The 18970-nt window shown below is 39.3% G+C and carries 15 protein-coding genes; 11 read left to right on the top strand and 4 right to left on the bottom strand.

What is annotated here, in order from left to right; genetic code table 11:
- The first annotated feature begins 60 nt into the window (after positions 1 to 60).
- Entirely contained in the window at positions 61 to 2088 is a 2028-nt protein-coding gene (locus AOM43_RS12025) for a methyl-accepting chemotaxis protein (RefSeq protein ID WP_158308653.1), read from the top strand.
- Positions 2089 to 2095: 7 nt separating this feature from the next.
- Here AOM43_RS12025 and AOM43_RS12020 read toward each other — a convergent pair whose 3' ends face one another.
- Both AOM43_RS12020 and AOM43_RS12015 read right to left on the bottom strand, forming a co-directional pair.
- A complete protein-coding gene (locus AOM43_RS12020) occupies positions 2096 to 2584 on the bottom strand; it encodes a TspO/MBR family protein (RefSeq protein ID WP_059360454.1) in 489 nt (162 codons plus the stop codon).
- A gap of 99 nt (positions 2585 to 2683) precedes the next feature.
- The gene (locus AOM43_RS12015) at positions 2684 to 3577 is read right to left on the bottom strand and encodes an ADP-ribosyltransferase domain-containing protein (protein WP_059360452.1); all 894 of its coding nucleotides are present in this window, start codon (positions 3575 to 3577) and stop codon (positions 2684 to 2686) included.
- 119 nt (positions 3578 to 3696) lie between these two features.
- Here AOM43_RS12015 and AOM43_RS12010 point away from each other — a divergent pair, with 119 nt between their 5' ends.
- Positions 3697 to 4299, top strand: a complete 603-nt coding sequence (locus AOM43_RS12010; protein WP_059360450.1) for an HAD family hydrolase — start codon at positions 3697 to 3699, stop codon at positions 4297 to 4299.
- On the opposite strand, the gene AOM43_RS12005 is transcribed toward AOM43_RS12010, so the two are convergent.
- Positions 4296 to 4985: a response regulator transcription factor gene (locus AOM43_RS12005; protein WP_006340752.1), complete on the bottom strand. Its 690-nt coding sequence runs from the start codon at positions 4983 to 4985 to the stop codon at positions 4296 to 4298. The genes AOM43_RS12010 and AOM43_RS12005 overlap by 4 nt on opposite strands.
- Positions 4986 to 5145: 160 nt before the next feature.
- Here AOM43_RS12005 and AOM43_RS12000 point away from each other — a divergent pair, with 160 nt between their 5' ends.
- The 5 genes from AOM43_RS12000 to AOM43_RS11980 all read left to right on the top strand — a co-directional run bounded on the left by AOM43_RS12000 (position 5146) and on the right by AOM43_RS11980 (position 11579).
- On the top strand, positions 5146 to 6618 hold the full coding sequence (locus tag AOM43_RS12000; RefSeq protein ID WP_059360448.1) for a lipopolysaccharide biosynthesis protein: 1473 nt from the start codon (positions 5146 to 5148) through the stop codon (positions 6616 to 6618).
- 3 nt (positions 6619 to 6621) lie between these two features.
- Positions 6622 to 7842 carry a glycosyltransferase gene (locus AOM43_RS11995; RefSeq protein ID WP_059360446.1) on the top strand — a complete coding sequence of 407 codons (1221 nt, stop codon included), beginning with the start codon at positions 6622 to 6624 and terminating at the stop codon, positions 7840 to 7842.
- Complete coding sequence (locus AOM43_RS11990) at positions 7820 to 9109, top strand: hypothetical protein (protein ID WP_059360444.1); 1290 nt, start codon at positions 7820 to 7822, stop codon at positions 9107 to 9109. Before AOM43_RS11995 ends, AOM43_RS11990 begins: the two co-directional genes overlap by 23 nt.
- 63 nt (positions 9110 to 9172) lie before the next feature.
- Entirely contained in the window at positions 9173 to 10423 is a 1251-nt protein-coding gene (locus AOM43_RS11985) for a TerC/Alx family metal homeostasis membrane protein (protein WP_013924121.1), read from the top strand.
- Positions 10416 to 11579: an MFS transporter gene (locus AOM43_RS11980; protein ID WP_059360607.1), complete on the top strand. Its 1164-nt coding sequence runs from the start codon at positions 10416 to 10418 to the stop codon at positions 11577 to 11579. Before AOM43_RS11985 ends, AOM43_RS11980 begins: the two co-directional genes overlap by 8 nt.
- Positions 11580 to 11583: 4 nt before the next feature.
- Here AOM43_RS11980 and AOM43_RS11975 read toward each other — a convergent pair whose 3' ends face one another.
- The gene (locus AOM43_RS11975) at positions 11584 to 12981 is read right to left on the bottom strand and encodes an efflux transporter outer membrane subunit (RefSeq protein ID WP_013924123.1); all 1398 of its coding nucleotides are present in this window, start codon (positions 12979 to 12981) and stop codon (positions 11584 to 11586) included.
- An 84-nt stretch (positions 12982 to 13065) separates the two neighbouring features.
- Here AOM43_RS11975 and AOM43_RS11970 point away from each other — a divergent pair, with 84 nt between their 5' ends.
- From AOM43_RS11970 to AOM43_RS11955, 4 genes are all read left to right on the top strand, one after another.
- On the top strand, positions 13066 to 16278 hold the full coding sequence (locus tag AOM43_RS11970) for an efflux RND transporter permease subunit (RefSeq protein ID WP_013924124.1): 3213 nt from the start codon (positions 13066 to 13068) through the stop codon (positions 16276 to 16278).
- Positions 16271 to 17464, top strand: coding sequence for an efflux RND transporter periplasmic adaptor subunit (locus AOM43_RS11965; protein ID WP_059360442.1), 1194 nt, complete (start codon positions 16271 to 16273; stop codon positions 17462 to 17464). The genes AOM43_RS11970 and AOM43_RS11965 overlap by 8 nt, the downstream gene beginning before the upstream one ends.
- Positions 17465 to 17631: 167 nt before the next feature.
- Positions 17632 to 17931: a hypothetical protein gene (locus AOM43_RS11960; protein ID WP_013924125.1), complete on the top strand. Its 300-nt coding sequence runs from the start codon at positions 17632 to 17634 to the stop codon at positions 17929 to 17931.
- A gap of 17 nt (positions 17932 to 17948) precedes the next feature.
- A complete protein-coding gene (locus tag AOM43_RS11955) occupies positions 17949 to 18965 on the top strand; it encodes a U-box domain-containing protein (protein ID WP_059360440.1) in 1017 nt (338 codons plus the stop codon).
- Positions 18966 to 18970: the final 5 nt, after the last annotated feature.

Here is an 18970-nt window from a genome sequence, read left to right as displayed (position 1 = left end):
ATGGTTCGAATAGATTGAAACTCTAATCTTTGAATGCATTTGCATTTTTTGGGGCACAAAATGGGGCATTTTTTTTTACGTTTTTCGAGCAAATTCACCTATTTGCAAAAACTCATTGTCATTGCGACATTAATTTTTTTGAGTTTAGCCATCAGCCTTTATTACAATTGGCAATTTTTTAACCAAAAAATTGAACGGCTTGAAAATCAGCAGTTAGGCAATCAAAGTGTGCAATTGATCAGGCGTCTGCTTGAAAATATCTCACGTCATGTTGTCATGCTTTCTACAATGCAATACGAGCAGGATATCTATCAAAATGATATTATTCAAATGCAGGCTCAAATCAGTTCTGATTTTCGAAAATTGGGATTAGGAACGTTTAAAAATCCTTTGCCCATTCTCGCTCCCTCTTCTTCTGATCTTTTAAATTCCGAATCAAACGAATTAACCCAAAATTGGAATCTGTTTTTGGAGAATGTTCAAGACAATAACCAAGTAGAATCAATCGATCGCTTCAAAGCGATCATGGATAGATTACAATTGCGCATGCTATACATGGGAATTGAATCCACACTTATCCAATCAGAGGACGTCCCATACTTTTTGACAAATTTAGCATTTATTGAGCTACCTAAAGGACAAAGCTTAATCGCTCAGTTTGTGATGTTGAATTCGGAAAAAATGCAAAAAAAGACATTACCCAATAAAGATCAGAAACGTTTAGAACTCCTTAAATCGCAATTAGAAGATCATTTGCGCAATTTAAGTGTCCTTAGCGAAAGTGCCAACATCAACAAAAATGTCGAGATAAAGAATAAAATTAATCGTTACGCGGGAAGTATTCATAACCTAATTTCAGAAGATGAACATCATGTCGGACTTTCCAAAAATAAAAAAACATTTTCTTGGTTTTCGGATAAAGGAATCAAGGCTTTAAGGGAAAGTTCTCTTGTTTGGGATACTTCTTTTGAGGAAATTAGCAGAAGTTTAAAAGAGTATTTGGAACACATTGAGAATATTAAAAATTGGGTAATAGGCATTAGTACAGCACTAGCATTGGCTGCTTTTTTAATTACTTTTCTCTGCATTTTGCAGGTTTGGAAGCCAATGGAGGGTATGATTCATACTCTACAAAAATTTAAAGCAGGAGATTTGTCTTTGCGCATGCCTGTCATGTATCAAGATGAGATTGGTGCGTTTGCTATTCTTTGCAATCAAGTTGGAGATAAATTTGAGGAAACTTTTAAGCAGTTTGAAAAAACAGGAAATGTTTTAACGAACTACTCAGATTTTATTTCAGATGCTTCTAAGCAGTTGGAGTCAACAGCTGTAGAACAGGAAATTACCTCAAAACAAATTGCAGTGACAGCCAAAGAGATTGCAGCTACAGCTAAGGAATTCTCTAATACTTTAAATACGATTAGTTCTAGAGGTGAAGAGACCTCTACTTTAGCCAATTCAGGGATGGAAGGATTGGCAAAAATGGAAAATACCATGCAGCAGATGATTGAGGCATCCACCAACATTACATCTAAACTCGCTGTACTTAGCGATAAAGCTCAAACTATTACAAACATTATCACAACGATTTCAAAAGTTGCCCAGCAAACGAATTTGCTTTCCTTGAATGCTGCCATTGAAGCTGAGAAAGCCGGAGAGCATGGAAGAAGTTTTGCTGTGATTTCGCGTGAAATTCGTCGGCTAGCCGAGCAGACTGCTTTTGCTACTGTAGATATTGAGAAAATGATTAATGAAATGGTATCAGCAGTGGCATCCAGTGTGATGGGAGTGGATAAATTTTCGGATGAAATTTATCAAGGAGTCTCATACGTACGCACTGTAGGGGAGCAATTGACTCAGATTATTGAGCAGGTTCAAAAGCAGATGATTAGTTTTGAAAATGTGAATATTGGGATGCAAAATCAGGTTCAAGGAGCCTCTCAAATTACAGAGGCGATTAATCAATGGAGTGAAAGCGCTCAACAAGTCACAAACTCGATTCGACGCTTTCATCAAACAATCGATCAACTTGCTCAAACCAACAAACAGATGCATGACGTCATTAAATACATTAAAGCTTACGGATAGAGTAAGCTTAATGATTTAACCACCAAATACCTGCATTGATTGAAGCGGCATAAGCGACCCATAGCCAGTAGGGAATCAATAAAGAAGCAGCCAGTCGTGAAATTCGCCAGAAGGAACAAATTGTCCATCCTAGGACAATGATTAATAGCAGAATATCCACAAGGGCCCAACCAGGACTTTTAAGATAAAAAAATATCCATGACCAAGCCAGGTTTAGGGCAAGCTGTAAGGTGAAAAGAAAGTATGGTTGAAAATGATACCCTGATAACTGTTCCCGATTCCATATTAGCCAAACTGAAATCGCCATTAAAAGGTACAAGACTGTCCAAACCGGTCCAAAAATCCATGCAGGCGGAATCCAAGAAGGCTTCATCAACTTGGGATACCAAGTATTCAAACTCACTTGGGTAAACCACCCTCCAGCGACTTCAACGAAAAGACACAGCAATATAAATAGCGCAAGCACGCCTATGGAGTAGGGGTGGGTTTTGTTCATCTCTGCATTATCTCCTTTTCCAAATTTTTCATTCCGGATCTTAGCGCATTTTTGGATTTGTCAAAAGGGCTTTATTGCGGTGTTTGAATGATGATCAGATTAGATCTCTTGAAGGATCACTTTCGTATAAGAGACCTTATGATATTTAAAGGTTACTTCCTTATCGGTTTTAATTTTAACAATGCGGAATTGTTGTTCTGGTAAGTACAGATGTTCTTTTTCTTTTTTGAGGATGCTGATGCCAGAGATGCTTTTAGCATGTTGAGATTTTTTGATTTTGAAAAGAACTTTTTGTTCTTCGTCTCGATTCAGAAATGTTTGTGCCATTTTCTTCTTTTTTGAAAAGCTCAGGAAAGCCTTATCTGAATACACATCCCTAATATTTAGAGAAATTTGTTTTGGGAATGCGACCCCTCTATAAAGGCATTCACTTTTCTTTGGGAGTTTGACAAGAGCATCTTTCATGGATTTTATGACAAATTTCATTTCCTTGTTTTGAACTGAATCTTCCCTAAGTAAGCAGTTAATTTGTTTAAAATGAAGATTAGAATAAAACTTTAAGGCTATGTATTCACTTTTTGTTAATTTTTCGAAAGACTTGGGTTTAATTTTTTTTAAATCGGAGTATATTTGAGCAAATTGTAAAGGAGAAGGAACTTTTCTTATTGAGCGCCGTGCCAGAAAAGAAAGCCATTTTCTGCGGATTTTTTTTATCAATCCTTCTTTTTTTGTTGTACTAAAACTTTTTGAGATGATTGCAAAAGATTTTTGTAAACTTTTAGCCTCTTTAAAGTTAAGTTGTTTATTTTTGTGAAGATCCTCAAAGAGTTTTCTAATCTGGGTAAAACCCAAGCTGTTTTTTTTATCTCCTGAGGCATGTACAGAATCAGAAAGCTCTAAATAAAGATGATTTTCCGGATTTATTTTGATTGAACGAGCCACTTTTTTAAACGCATCAATGCAGGCAGGTGTTTGAAGAGAAATAGACATCATATATAAATACCTCTAAAGTTGAAAATGTTATATCATAAAATTGAACTTAAATCAACTACTCTTTATTTTAATTGAGTTTTATTAAAGAGTTTTTAAAAAACAATAATAAGTGGTGACTCATGACAGAAAAACCAATAATTGCAGCATTTGATTTTGATGGAACTCTGACCTATAGAGATTCTCTTTTGCCTTTTTTGTTTTTTACCCATTCTCGTTTGGAAACCTTAAAAAAACTTTTCATCCTTCTTCCCCAGTTTGCAGAATTCGAGCTGGGGCTTGTGACAAGGCAAGCCATAAAGGAAGCCATTTTAACGCGGTTTTTTGAAGGAGATTCCATTGAGAAAGTGGCTGAATTAGGCAGAGCTTTTGCAGAGCAGATCTTAGATAGCAAAATTCGACCTAAGGGGGCGGAAAAAATTCAGTGGCACCTTGCGCAAGGGCATCGATGTGTACTTGTCAGTGCAAATTTAGAGATTTACTTGCGCCCGTGGGCACTGGCTCATGGCTTTTCAGATATTGTGGCTTCTGAACTTGAGTTAACGCAGAATAAGCGTATTACGGGGCAGCTTGCTGGGAAAAATTGTTGGGGACCGGAAAAAACTAAACGATTGGAGCAATTGCTTGGTCCTAAAGAAGGCTATGTACTTTATGCTTATGGAGATAGCCGAGGAGATCAAGAGCTCCTCGAACTCGCAGACTATCCCTTCTATCGCACTTTTTAGTCTTCGTCCTTAAATCGGTAGCCAACGCCCCGCACCGTTTCAATGCCGTCAAAATTAGGACCTAATTTTTTGCGCAAAGCGGCAATGTGCACATCGATATTGCGATCGACTATAAAAGCGTCGTCATTTTGGACATCATCGAGAAGTTGATTGCGTGTGAGTACTTTCCCCCGATTCATCAATAATCGGCGAAGAATGCCAAATTCGGAAAGGGTTAGGGAGATATATTTATCTTTATTTCGAATTGTATAACGATCAACTTCCATTGTATAAGGACCAAAAGTTAACACTCTCGGAGGTTTTTCCGTTTCTTTCCCTCTGCGTAAAACGGCTCGGATTCTTGAAAAAAGCACTTTGGGGGAAAAAGGTTTGGTCACATAGTCATCTGCCCCTAATTCTAGACCGAGCACGACATCTAGCTCTTCACTTTTAGCAGAAATCATGATGACAGGGATCGATTTTAGTTCGGCGGAACTTTTTATTTTGCGGCATACGTCTAATCCGCTCATGCCAGGGATCATAATATCTAAAATCACCAAGTCTGGTTTTTCTCGTTCGATCGCTCGAAAGCCATTCAAGCCATCTACTTCTGTTATAATTTTGTATCCCGATATCTCAGCCTGCAATTTAATTAATGCGGCAATATCTTCCTCGTCTTCAATAAGAAGAAGCGTCGGTTTTTGCATAATAGGTTGCTCCTAAATCCAAATCTTTGTCCCTGATAAGATTTCATTATAGCTGATTGAGTGATTTCTCGAAATGGCCTCAATAATAAAATTAAGATGACTAATCCTATTATAATATGCTAATGTCATTTATTTGCTTTTTCAATTTTGGTCTACACTCATGCATCTTTCACGACTTTTCCGAGGGACATTTATTTACGGGCTAGGACAATTTTTAGCGCGAGCCGTGACCTTCTTCTTGCTCCCCCTGTATACGTCTTATCTCAGCCCAGCAGATTATGGCGTTTTTGGATCTTTGGCCGTTCTTGGGATGATGATGAATGGTTTACTCACACTAGGTTTTGGGGGATCGCTAACACGTACCTACTGGACATTGGAAAAGGAAGAAGATAAAGGTGCATTGATATGGACTGGTTTTTTGACTTTGCTTTTCAATGCGTGCCTTTGGGATAGTTTTGCTTATCTATTTTCTGATCAATTAAGCATCTGGCTTTTTGGTGTTTCCGATTATGCTTGGCCTGTTTTTCTTTCATTTTTTGGAATCAGTTTATCTGCCACATTGTATCCTTTGCTAAGTTATTTTAGAATACGCGAGAAGGCTGTTTTGTCCATTACGTTGTATCTTTCCGAAGTGTTTGTTTCGATTGGGGCGACTCTATTTTTTGTCGTTTTCAAAGGAGATGGGGCATTAGGTCTGGTTAAAGGAGCTCTATCAGCTCAAGCGTGGGCTTTTTTTATTACATTCAGTGTTGCATTGAGACAAATTCCTCTCGGGGTTCATGTTAAATACTTACGTGAACTGATACTCGTTGGCTACCCTTTTATTTTAGGCTTATTTGGTTATTTTCTTTTGCAGTCCTCTGCAAGATATATCCTCCATTTATACACAGATTTGAAAGTAGTGGGACTTTTTTGTGTGGGGTTGTATTTTGCACGTCCGGTGGAATTGGCTGTAAATAGTTTTAATACAGCTTGGCAGCCTTTTTTTTCTTCCTATCTTTATCAGCAAGAAGAAGCTAAAGTCTTATTTGGAAAGGTCATGAGCTATTATTTAATGGGAATGTGCCTATTGATTGCACCTCTTTTTACCATGGCTAAAGCTCTTACCTATTACATGCTTCACCCAGCTTATCATCAAACATGGTCCACTATTGGTTTATTGGGAGTTTCGCAGTCTTTGTGGGGAGCTTATGTCATCTCTGCGGCACCATTCCTCTTTCATAAAAAATCGATCTGGCGGGTTAGTGTAGAAACGTTAGCGGGATTGGTGTGCGTAGGAATGAATTTTGCTTTAATTCCATCGCTAGGAAAAGAAGGGGGCGCTCTTGCCACATTTTTTGGTTTTGTGGCTGTGATTGTGTTGAGCATTTGGGCGACTCGACGATTGCTAAAAGTGCAATATGAAGTCGGACGTTTGCTAAAAATGCTCTGTGGTTTTTGTGTAACAGCAATCGCCTCTTTTATCCCGATAGACTTTGGTTTACAATATTTGTCTCTCATGTTTTTTGTCACATTTTTATACTATGCATTTTTGTGGAAAATATGTTTAACTCTGGATGAAAAAACACTGATAATTTCTAAAATCAGAGGACTTGTCGGATTGCAGCACAATTTAACGGTCACGAATCAATAAAAAATGACAGCAGCGCCTCTTCATGTCTTATGGCTTCCTTCCTGGTATCCGATTGAAGAAAACCCTTTGAAAGGGATTTTTTTTCAAGAGCAAGCCCAAGCTCTACATCAGGTGGGGATTGACATTGGAATTATCTATCCTGAGGTTCGTCCTTTAAAGGATTGGAGATGGGCGCAGGGTGTCAAAAATCATTTTCAGTCCTCTTTTTCAATCGAAAATCAGATCCCTACTTACCGTAAACATGGTTGGAACCTTTTTCCTAAAATGGCTAAGCAGCAAATGCGTTCTTGGATTGTGCAGGCAGAAGCTTTGTTTAAACGTTATGTAGCTAAACAGGGAAAACCAGCCCTGATACATGCTCATTCTGTATTATGGGGAGGGATTGCAGCGAAAGAAATATCTAAAAAATGGAACATCCCTTATCTCATTACAGAACATTTTACGGGAATTTTGAAAAAAAAACCTTTTGGCACCTTTTTAGATGATTGTTGGAGCAGACCTTATTTAAGTGAAGCTTATCGACAAGCATCGCAAGTTTTTTCAGTAGGAAGTGCTTTAAAAGATGTAGTTGAACATTATGCCCATCGTGACGTGCATGTGTTGCCAAATTTTTTTGACTCTGATTTTTTTGTTTTACCTAAACAACAAAAACAGTTTGTTCCTTTTCGATTTTTTTGTTTGGCTCATCTCACGGCAAACAAAAATTATCCTGTTTTGCTGAAGGCCTTTCAATTGGCGTATCAGAAAAACCCCCACATTTGCTTGGAAATTGGAGGAGAAGGGGAGTTGCGAGGTCAATTGGAGCAAATGGCCCGTGATTATCAGATTGCTCCCGCTGTCCATTTCTTAGGTCCCTTGTCGAGGACCGAAGTTTTGAAAGCGATGCATCGGGCCCATGCTTTTGTCTTACCAAGCAATTTTGAAACTTTTGGCGTTGTTTTAATCGAGGCTTTGGCAACAGGTTTGCCAGTCATTGCGACACGTTGTGGAGGCCCTGAAGACATCGTCAATAATGAAGTAGGCATTTTAATTCCGCCAAACGATCCGCTTGCTCTTTCTCAAGCCCTGAAAAATATACAAACCCAGATTAATCGATACGATCCTGAAAAATTACGTGAAAACGCTGTCAGTCGGTTTAGTAGACAAGTTGTCACACAGAAACTCATTCAATTTTATCGATTAACTTGCTCAAAAGGTGATCATGAATATTCTCGTCATTTATGACTATTATGCCCCTCAGGAACTTAGACAAACATTTTCTGATTTTTTGCATTGCTTTGGCAAATATTCCTCCCACCAAGTGTACTATTGTAATTATGCTTATGGAGTGCCCTCGTATTATTCCCATGTTGAATTCGATCTGATAATTTTTTTACATTTCTTTAGCATTCATTTTCGGATGAACGGTTTATCTTATGAAGATTATGTTTCCCGTTTAGGTCCCATAAAAGAATCAAAAGCGATAAAAGTTTTATTCTCACAAGATGAATTTTTTGCGATGGATCGGATCAATCGATTTATCCACGATTTTAATATTGAGGGAGTTTTTTCTGTTGCTGAAGAATCGGAGTGGTCCACCATTTATTATGATGTGGATCAAACGAAAGTTCATTTTCATAAAAATTTGACAGGTTACCTGGATGATGACATTTGTCATGTCATGTGTGATTTGAAAAAAGAGATTTCTAATCGTGATATTGATATTGGCTATCGGGCAACACGAGTGCCTGCGTGGCTTGGAAGGCAGGGTAAACTAAAGGTCGATATTGCTCCTGTCGTGAAGGAAGCTGCGCTTGCAAAAGGAATGCATGTGGATATCGCAACAGTTACAAAGGCCGAAGACTTCTTTTTGGGTTATGATTGGTATAAGTTTATGTTGCGCTGCAAGGCTTTTATCGGTGTAGAGGGTGGTAGCAGTATTTTTGATCGCGATGGCAGCTTGCGACACAAAGTGAACCAGTATGTGCAACAAAATCCTGATCAGAGCTTTGAGGAAATTGAGGCCGCTTGTTTTCCGGGAATGGATGGAAATTTAGCCTTGGCAGCTCTATCACCTAGACATCTAGAAGCTTGTGTAGCGAAGTGTTGTCAAATTCTTGTAGAAGGATCCTATGGAGGAATTTTAAAGCCTGGTATTCATTATCTTGAGTTGAAAAAAGATTTTAGCAACCTTAACGAAGTCCTTGAATTGGTTCAACGAGAGGATGTCAGAGAAGAATTGGCGGATCGTGCTTTTCATGATGTTGTAGAGTCAGGTCTATATACTTACAAATCGTTTGTCGAAGGGGCCATTCAAGATTGTTTATCCATCCGGCCTTCAAGCGTATCAAAAAAGAGCCCCATCTTTTATCGCATGAACCAATTTAGAGATTGGTTAACGTGGAAGTCTATGCCATGGGAATTTTACTTATTTAAAAGAATAAAAAAATGTTTACCCCAAAATATCATTACGACTTTAAAAACATTTAGAAATCGTAGTTCTTCTGTGTGAACTTTCCTTGAATTCCAAGAACGTGTATGTTCCGATTTTATTGGTATATGCAGAGGAATGAGCATGGAATCGTGGTTGTGGCTTGCTTTTATTGGTTTAATTCTTCTCCTGCTTGTTTTGGATTTGGGGTTTTTTCATCGAACTCCACGGGCTGTGAGCACACGTGAAGCACTTGCTTGGTCATTTTTTTGGATCATGCAAGCACTTGCCTTCAATTTATTTATCTATTTTCTTTACGAAAATCATTGGTTTGGTATGGGGCTCAATGCTTCACAGACCATTTTGGATGGTCAAGAAGCTGCATTGCAATTTTTAGCGGGTTATGTGATTGAAAAGTCGCTTAGCTTAGATAATATTGTGATTATTGCCTTGGTTTTTAGTTACTTTAAAGTTCCCTTAATTTACCAACATCGGGTGTTATTTTGGGGGATTTTAGGCGTTTTATTTCTTCGTCTGATCATGATTTTAGGAGGAATCGCGCTTGTTTCCACCTTTCACTGGATTAACTATGTGTTTGGTGCTTTCCTTATTTTCACAGCTATCAAGATGCTTGTTATTCGACATGACAATTTAGAACCTCAGAATAATCCTCTGGTGAGGCTTGCTTATCGTTATTTCCCTATGACTTCGGGTTTTCATGAGGATCGCTTTTTTATTAGAAATGAAGGTCGCTTGCAGATGACTCCTTTGTTTGTTGTTTTGCTAGTGATTGAAAGCTCAGATGTCCTTTTTGCGATTGATTCGATACCTGCCATATTTGCCGTTACAAAAGAACCATTCATTGTGTTTACCTCAAATATATTTGCTATTTTGGGCTTGCGCTCACTTTATTTTGCTTTAGCTAGCATGATGCAAAGATTTGCTTATCTGAAGGCTAGTTTGGCTTTTTTAATGGCTTTTGTTGGTGTGAAAATGTTGATTGCGAATCATTATCAAATTCCAATTGGAGTCTCTCTGGCAATGATTGGGGGAGTTTTATTAACAGGTATTCTGGCATCGATATTTGCACAAGGAAGAGATACCGCTCCTTTAGTTTCACCCATAGCCAATGAGCAGGAGGCTTTGTCTCAAGTGACCATGAGGCAAGTCCGCAAGATTATAACTTTGGTGGTCGGAAGTACCGTTCTTTTAGTCGGAATTGCCATGCTCGTTTTACCGGGCCCTGCATTTGTTGTGATTCCCATTGGGTTGGCTATTCTTGCTAAAGAATTTGTATGGGCCAAGCATTGGTACGAAAAAATTAAAGAGCATAGCAAAAATTTAGTGGATAAAGTTTCGGATGCAGTAAAAAAGAAAAATGATCAAGATGACTAAAAATTTTTCGAGACAAAAGGCCATCCATTTTGTAATTCTTTTTGGGTTTATCAGCTTATTTGCTGATATGACTTACGAGGGCGCGCGCAGCATATCGGGTCAATATCTGGCTCTTTTAGGGGCCAGTGGGGCGGTTGTTGGAACAGTCGCAGGTGCAGGAGAATTGATCGGATATGGATTTAGACTTGTTTCAGGATATATTAGTGATAGAACTGGTCGGTATTGGACAATTACTTTCATTGGATACTTCCTCAATTTTTTAGCAGTGCCCTTGATCGCTTTGGCTGGAAATTGGCCGTTGGCGGCATCTTTGATGATATTAGAACGATTTGGAAAAGCAATTCGTAATCCGGCTAAAGATGCACTTCTATCTTATGCCACTAAACAAACAGGGAGAGGGTGGGGGTTTGGCTTGCATGAAGCCATGGATCAAATTGGTGCGATTACAGGTCCACTCATTGTGAGTGGTGTACTTTATTTACAAGGAACCTATCAAGCCAGCTTCGCCGTCCTTTTGATTCCCGCCCTGTGTGCATTAAGTGTGTTAGTCGCTACCTGGTTCTTGTATCCAAATCCTGAAGAAATGGAGGAAGAGACTCCCAATCTAAATACGGAAGGCTTTACCAAAAAACATTGGTTATATATTGCTGCCATTTCATGCATTGCGGCAGGTTATGTGGATTTTCCTTTAATTGCTTTTCACTTTGAAAAAGCGGCACTTTTACCTGAAGTTTGGATACCCGTGCTCTTTGCGATTGCGATGGCCGCAGATGGTATTTCAGCTTTGATATGTGGATATTTATATGATAAAATTGGATTTTCAGTATTGATAGGGGTCTCTTTTATCGCCGCTTTTTTTGCCCCTTGTGTATTTTTGGGGGGATTATCTTTCATCGTATTGGGAGCGATTCTTTGGGGAATCGGTCTTGGCGCCCAAGAATCCATCGTGAGAGCTGTTATTGCCAATATGGTACGTATGAACAAAAGGGCAACGGCTTATGGTCTCATGAACATCTATTTTGGAATAGCTTGGTTCTTAGGGAGTGCGTTAATGGGGCTTCTTTATGATCGATCCCTGATTTTGCTAGTTGCTTTTTCGCTTATTGCACAATTTGCTGCGCTCCCTTTATTTTTTGCTGTGAAAAGAACCTCTTAGAGAGTTAGTCGCAATTCCAACTTCCTCCAAGTGCATTAATCAACTGAATGGTGGATACAAAACGTAAGCCCTGCAAATTATTCTGAATGATTTCTGCGCTTAGCTCATCTCGCTCACTATCCATTACATCCAAATAAAAAGTGACCCCTTGAAAATAACGATCTCGAGCAATTTTGGTGGTTGTTTTGGCCCATTCTACAGCTTTCTTGGAACTCTCATATTCTTCCGCATATTGTTGAATGTCGGATAAGGCATTTTCAACTTCTTGAAATGCGACAAAGACTTGTTGTTGGTATTGATATCCTATTTCTTTAAAAGTGGACCACTGGAGACACAGATTATCGGTTTTGCGAAAGCCATCAAATACCGTTTGATCCATGCTCGCTCCATACATCCACCAAAAGCTTTTGTGTTTGAGGAAGTATTTCAATGCAGGGCTGCTATACCCGACTAATCCTGTCAGTTCTAATGAGGGGAAAAAGGAGGCATAAGCCGCTTTTACCAGAGCATGGGCAGATGCCATATTTCTTTCGATTTCTGCAATGTCGGGGCGTTGTAAAAGAACTTCCGAAGGAATCCCTGCTGGAATACGTGGTGGAAGCGTTGTTAGGGGCATGTGTTCTAAAAAAAATTCAGAAGGCTGAACTCCAAGCAAGACCGCTATTCGATTTTCAAGCACATTGCGCTGTCGGACCATTTCTTCATATTGTGTCAGGGCATTTTGAACCTCTAGACCTGCACGCGAGACATCGGAATAATTGACAATTTTAGCTTCGTAGCGTGATTTATTAATATCAAAGGCTTTATTGCGTGTTTTTAACGTGGCGATTAATAAATCAATTTGAGAATCGGCCGCTCTCAATTGGTAATAAGCTGTGGCAAGATCGGTGGTTAAATTAAGGAGCACAAGACGATAGTCTTCAATCTGGGCTTCCCACGTATATTTTGCTGCATAATATTGATCTGTCAACCTACCCCAAAGATCCATTTGATAGCTTAAATTAAGGGGTAGATTGTAGAGCAATTCGTGCACCCTCAAAAATGTTGAGGGGGCTCCTAAAGTTTTTAAAAGGACCTCTTGGTTGCTATAGAGGGGATCTAATGTAAATTGAGGATACAAATCAGCCGCGACTACACCAGCTCGATAACGAGCTTCTTGTACACGTTCGAAAGCTGCAAATAGATTTCTGTTATTTGAAACAGCCAATGCTTCTAAATTGTTAAGCCGCTGGTCATCAAAAATTTCCCACCAGTTTTCAACCTCTTCACAAAAATCTGGACCTTCATTTGGACCCTTCCAAGCCGCAGGCGCATCGATACATGGAGGTCGATAATCTGGCCCTACCATACAACCTGAAGTTAAAAAGAGCGCGAAGAGGAGAAAATGTATAGAAAATTTCACAATATTTTCCTTTTTTAAAAGAAAGTAATTAGATATCTATATGTAAGAAAAAGACCTTTGATTGACAAATGCTATTTTTGATTTATGTGGATTGTTACCCTTGCGCTTAGGCGTCCCTATACTTTTGTAGTTGTCGCTCTTCTTATTACGATTTTAGGAAGTGTATTTTCATTTGTCACACCCAAAGATATTTTTCCCAATTTGGATATTCCCGTTGTGAGTGTCATTTGGTCTTATACGGGACTTCCTGCAGAAGAATTTGCACAACGTGTGACAACTTATAGTGAATATTCACTATCCAATAACGTTAACGATGTCGAGCGAATTGAGTCTCAAACGGTGGATGGGATTGGGATTATCCGCTTGTATTTTCATCCTGGTGCCGAAGTTCAAACGGCTGTAGCTCAGGCGACAGCTGTTTCTCAAGCTATTTTGAGGCGATTGCCTACAGGCATACTGCCGCCCATTATTTTGCGTTTTTATGCCAATACCGTTCCTCTCGTGCAAATGATTCTTTCAAGTCAGATCCATACTGAATCGGAATTATATGACTACGGAAATTTCCGTATTCGACAAGGATTAGCTACGATACCAGGAACGACTCTTCCAACACCTTATGGAGGAAAAGTCAGACAGGCCATGGTGGATGTGAATCCCGAAGCGATGCAAGCAAAGGGTATTTCTGCACGAGATATCAATACGGCAGTTACCAATCAGGTTGTCACTCTGCCCACGGGGGATGCGCGTATTGGGGATATCGATTATCGCTTAAACATGAATAATACTCCCGATTTGGTCTCTAATTTTAATGATATTCCCATCAAGGTGGTTGATAACGCTGTTGTTTATTTGCGTGATGTTGGATATGCGCACGATGGTTTTGCTCCTCAGACAAATATCGTACGTGAAGATGGACATCGAGCTGTTTTAATGACGATTCTTAAAAATGGGGCAGCGTCAACACTCGATATTGTGGGGGCCGTTTGGGATTTTTTGCCAACCATTCGAGCGGCAGCTCCCAAGGGAATGGAGATCAATTTACTCTTTGACCAATCTGTTTTTGTTAGACGCGCCATTGCTAGTGTTCTCGAAGAAGGTGCTTTAGCTGCTTTGTTGACGGGAATGATGATGTTGGTTTTTTTAGGCAGTTGGCGTAGCACACTCATTGTGCTGATTTCGATTCCTTTGTCTATCTTAACTTCAATTATTTTTTTAAGCTTAATTGGTCATACCTTGAATGTGATGACATTGGGGGGATTGGCATTGGCAATTGGAATTCTGGTGGATGATGCCACTGTAACTATTGAAAACATTCACCGAAACATAGAAATCGGAAAGAAAGACTTATTACATGCTGTGTTGGATGGATCGCATCAGGTTGCTATTCCTGCTTTCGTATCGACTCTTTCCATCTGCATTGTATTTATACCCGTAGTCCTCTTGACAGGCCCTTCTAAATTTCTGTTTGTTCCTTTTGCATTAGCTGTGGTTTTTGCCGTTTCCGCCTCCTATTTTTTATCACGAACTCTTGTACCAGTCATGATTAATTTTATGCTGCCTGCCGAGATATATCTTTACACTGGTGGAGGGCCGCGCACTTGGTTGGATCGGCAGCATGTCAAATTTGAAGAAGGTTTCCATCGGTTGAGGCATCAATACGCAAAGGCTTTACATTGGGCCTTGGAGCACCGTGGAACCGTATGTCTTTTATTTAGCCTTCTTTTTTTGAGTGCGCTAATGATTCTGCCTTTCATCGGAAGAGACTTTTTCCCTAGTGTGGATGCGAATCAATTGCGCTTACATGTGAAAGCACGCTCTGGGACTCGAATAGAAGTCACCGAAGAAATTTTTGGCCGAGTAGAAGATGAAATCAAGAAAGTGATTCCACCGTCTGAAATTGCCATGATGATTGATAACATTGGGCTGGCTTCCGAGCCCTATAGCTTGGCGTTTGGAGATAATGCGACTTTAGGAACATCAGATGGAGAGATATTAGTTGCTTTGAAGACCGATCGACAGCATAGCACACAAGAGTACATGCAAATGCTGCGAAAGCATTTAAATGAGAAGTTTAGTGATTTACTGTTTTATTTTCAGCCAGCAGATATGGTCAGTCAGATCCTGAATTTTGGTTTACCTACTCCAATAGACGTGCGAGTTATTGGCTATGATAAAGCTCATAACATCGAAATTGCCAAAGAACTTGTTCAGAAAATATCGCGCGTTCCGGGTGCTGTAGATGTTCATTTACATCAGATTTTGGATCAGCCTGAATTTTTCTTGAATGTTGACCGCACGCTTTTAGATAAAGTTGGAATTACACAACGTGATATTGTAAACGATGTTTTGAATACATATAGTACGAGCACAGTTGTTACACCCAACTTTTGGCTAGATCGCGTACAAGGTATCCCTTATCTGATTGCGGTACAGTTGCCCAAATATCAAGTTAATTCCCTCGATGAAGTGATGCGAATGCCCGTTTCAAGTCCCTTGACTCAGCAATCGCAATTGCTAAGCAATCTGGCAACTGTGGAAAGAAGATCCACGGTTGGAGTTGAAAATCATTTGAACATTCAGCCAGTTTATGATGTTTATGCAAATGTGTATGGGCGTGACTTGGGAGGTGTTGCAACAGATATTGAAAAAATCATTCAAGAATATAATAAAAAGATGAAGCCCGGAAATGAGATTGTGGCAAAAGGGCTTGTTGTGGATATGGAAACAGCATTTTTTCGCTTAGGGATTGGTTTTATTTTTGCCATTATGCTTGTGTATTTCATCATGGTGATTAACTTTCAATCTTGGCTCGATCCATTCATTATTGTTATGGCGCTTCCAGGCTCTATATCCGGAATTATTTGGATGCTATTTTTAACACGAACCACGTTTAGCATTCCATCTTTAATGGGAACCATTATGAGTATTGGGGTGGCCATTGCGAACAGTATTTTAGTGGTAACGTTTGCAAACTTTTTAATGAAAGAGGGTAAAACCAATGTGCAGGCAGCGTTATCTGCGTGTACTACACGACTAAGACCTGTGATGATGACAGCCCTAGCCATGGTTGTTGGGATGCTACCAATGGCTTTTGGATTAGGGGAAGGAGGAGAACAGAATGCTCCTTTGGGCCGTGCTGTCATTGGAGGATTGCTAATGGCTACCTTTACAACGCTATTTTTTGTTCCCGTCATATTTTCTCTATTACGCAAAAAACCTAATCCATACATCAATGCAGAACAAGAAGCTTATGTTCCACCAAAACACGAAGATGTGAGTAGTGAAGACGATGAATAAACCTGATGATCCCGAAGATTGCCCTATAGGCGAAAGACCTCCGACAAGCCTTTTTAAACGCTTTTTAATCGTCTTAGGACTCTGTGGGCTTTTATTTCTTCTTTTTTTAAGTGGGTGGATACCAAGGCTAAGGCAGCAAAGTGCGAATGATGTCCGTGCAAATGCGATCGACATTCCCAAAGTGACCATTATGGTTATGAAACCTGAAAGTCAATTAATCGATCTTGTTTTGCCCAGCTCGGCAGAAGCCTTTCATATTACCCCCCTTTGGGCGAGAACAAATGGGTATTTGATACAATATTACGTTGATATAGGAGATCACGTCAAAGAAGGCGATCTCTTGGCCGATATCGATACCCCTGAAGTGGATCAACAATTAGATCAAGCCATTGCCGATCTTAATAGTGCGATAGCCAAAATGGATCTGGCAGAAATTAGCAAAAACCGCTGGGAAACACTCTATAAGAAAAATTCTGAGGCTGTACCAGGGCAAGAAGTTGATGAGCGTCGATTGACCTATGAGTCATCTAAGGCTGATGTGGTGTCCTTCAGGAAAAATGTAGAAAGGTTGCGCTACATTCAGCAATTCAAGAAGATCTATGCTCCATTCACAGGCACAATCATCAAACGCGATGTAGATGTGGGGACACTCATCACAGCTGGTAGCAGTGGAAGCAACCCTCAGGAACTCTTTCAAATTGCAGAAATGCGAGTGATCCGTTTTTTTGTTGATGTTCCCCAGTCATTTGTTAGGCAAATTATGGATAATATGTTAGCAGATGTAGTGATACGAGAATTTCCAGATAAAGTTTATCAAGGAAAAGTCGTGCGGTTTGCCAAAGCATTGGATCCTATCGCTCGCACAATGCGTACAGAGGTTGATGTAGAAAATCCTAATGGGGAAATTTTTAACGGGCTTTATGCGGAAGTGCATTTTAAAATGAAACCCGAAAAGGACTCCTTTATTGTTCCTTCAGATGCCTTGATCCTTCGAGCTGATGGCCCACAGATGGGAGTTGTTGATCAAAATGGGATTGCACATATCAGGCAAATCCAGGTGGGACGTGATTTTGGTAAGACACTTGAGGTAACGGAAGGGCTGCAAGACAATGACCATTTGATTATTAATCCTACTGAAAAGATTCGGGAGGGCGTCAAAGTGATCGTCGTTTCTGAGAGAAAATAGCATATCTTCTGACCTAAAATTTTTTAAACATCTAATATTTTAAAAATTAGATGCTTAAAATTTATTTCTGCGAAATTAAATTTAAATCTTTTGCATATAAATTCAAGCCTTGTTATATAAATCCGGAAAAAAAATAAATAATTTTTAATTTTTTTTAAGGAGTTTATGTGTCTCTTAATTTATTTAATCTATCCGCCAGATCCCAAGCTGCTCAACAACATTTTAGAGAAATGAGTGTTCAAGAAATTGACAAAAAAATGTACGGCGTTGGCGCTAGAGTGAAGGTGGGAGCTGTTTTTGCTCTAATCATTCTTTCGGGGGGATTATTGATGGTTCCCATTGGAATGCGGCTTTATCATGATCGCAAAATTTGTTTTGATTCTCAAAATAAAGCATACAAACTACATCAATTTGTAAAAGATGTCACTCAGTTAGAAATGATAAGATATACAATTATTTGGTACTAAAAATAAAGGGGAAAAATATGAAAGTTTTGTCAGAACCAACCCGTCAAGAACCTATCATCCTTGATCCGGTTAACAATGAAGCGAAACCTCTTATTCCTGATATTAAGGGAAAGTATAGCCTACTATCATATGCATCTGCAACCAAGTTTAAAAAAAACAAATCACGTGTAGCTGCAGTAGCAGTAGGTGTAGGTTTAATTGCTGGGGGAGGTGCTGCAGGTGCTCTCGGAGGAGGTGGGGCTGGAGGAGGAATAGGTTTTGCTGTAGGAGGGCCCATTGGAGCGGCAATAGGTGCGGCTGCAGGTAGTGTAGGGGGCGGAATAATGGGCATTACGGCTGGTGCAAGTGCCACATGTGTGTCAACATATATCATTTTCAAAAAGAGTACCCAGTTTCAGGAATGGAAAGCAGAATTAATCAAGGAAAGCATTAAAAAAGCTTTTAATGATTTTATTGGTGGTAGAGAAAATTTAATGGAATTGTGCTGTCAAATTGAGGGGACTTTGTTTGAAAAGCCTGTGAGAGCTCCTGATGGAAGAGTTTATGAAGAAAAAGCCATTTTACAATGGCTAAGAACGAAACCGAAAAGTGCTCTTGGATCTCCTTTTAGAATTTGTGATTTTGAAGAAAAAGACCTCGTTTATGATTATAAAATGGCAGCTAAAGTAGCAGACGCTATTTTAAATGAAATGAATAATTTTAATTCGAGTAGTCTTCATCCACAAGTGAGAGCGGGTTTAAATAACTTGATGATGGATTTGACCATTGATAGAGATTATGCCATGGAAAATTGGATGAATGAACTGACTAGAAAACGAAAGAAAGAAAGTCAATGCCTCCATATTCTCTTGGAAAAATTTGCTTTTTTATGCCATGAATTTGGTGTTAAACCGGACGACATTGATGTAAAGTGCCAAGACCTTTTAAAAAAGGAGTGGGACAAAGAAGCGAAAAAGCATTTGCAATGGGCATATGATAAAAAAAAACCTGATGAATATTATGATGGCAAGCATATGTACGAAATCAATACGTAATTGAT

The sequence above is a fragment of the Parachlamydia acanthamoebae genome (assembly GCF_000875975.1).
GTDB classification, from domain to species: domain Bacteria; phylum Chlamydiota; class Chlamydiia; order Chlamydiales; family Parachlamydiaceae; genus Parachlamydia; species Parachlamydia acanthamoebae.
The sequence above is the reverse complement of the archived record's forward strand: the minus strand, read 5'-3'. Positions and strand labels throughout refer to the sequence as shown.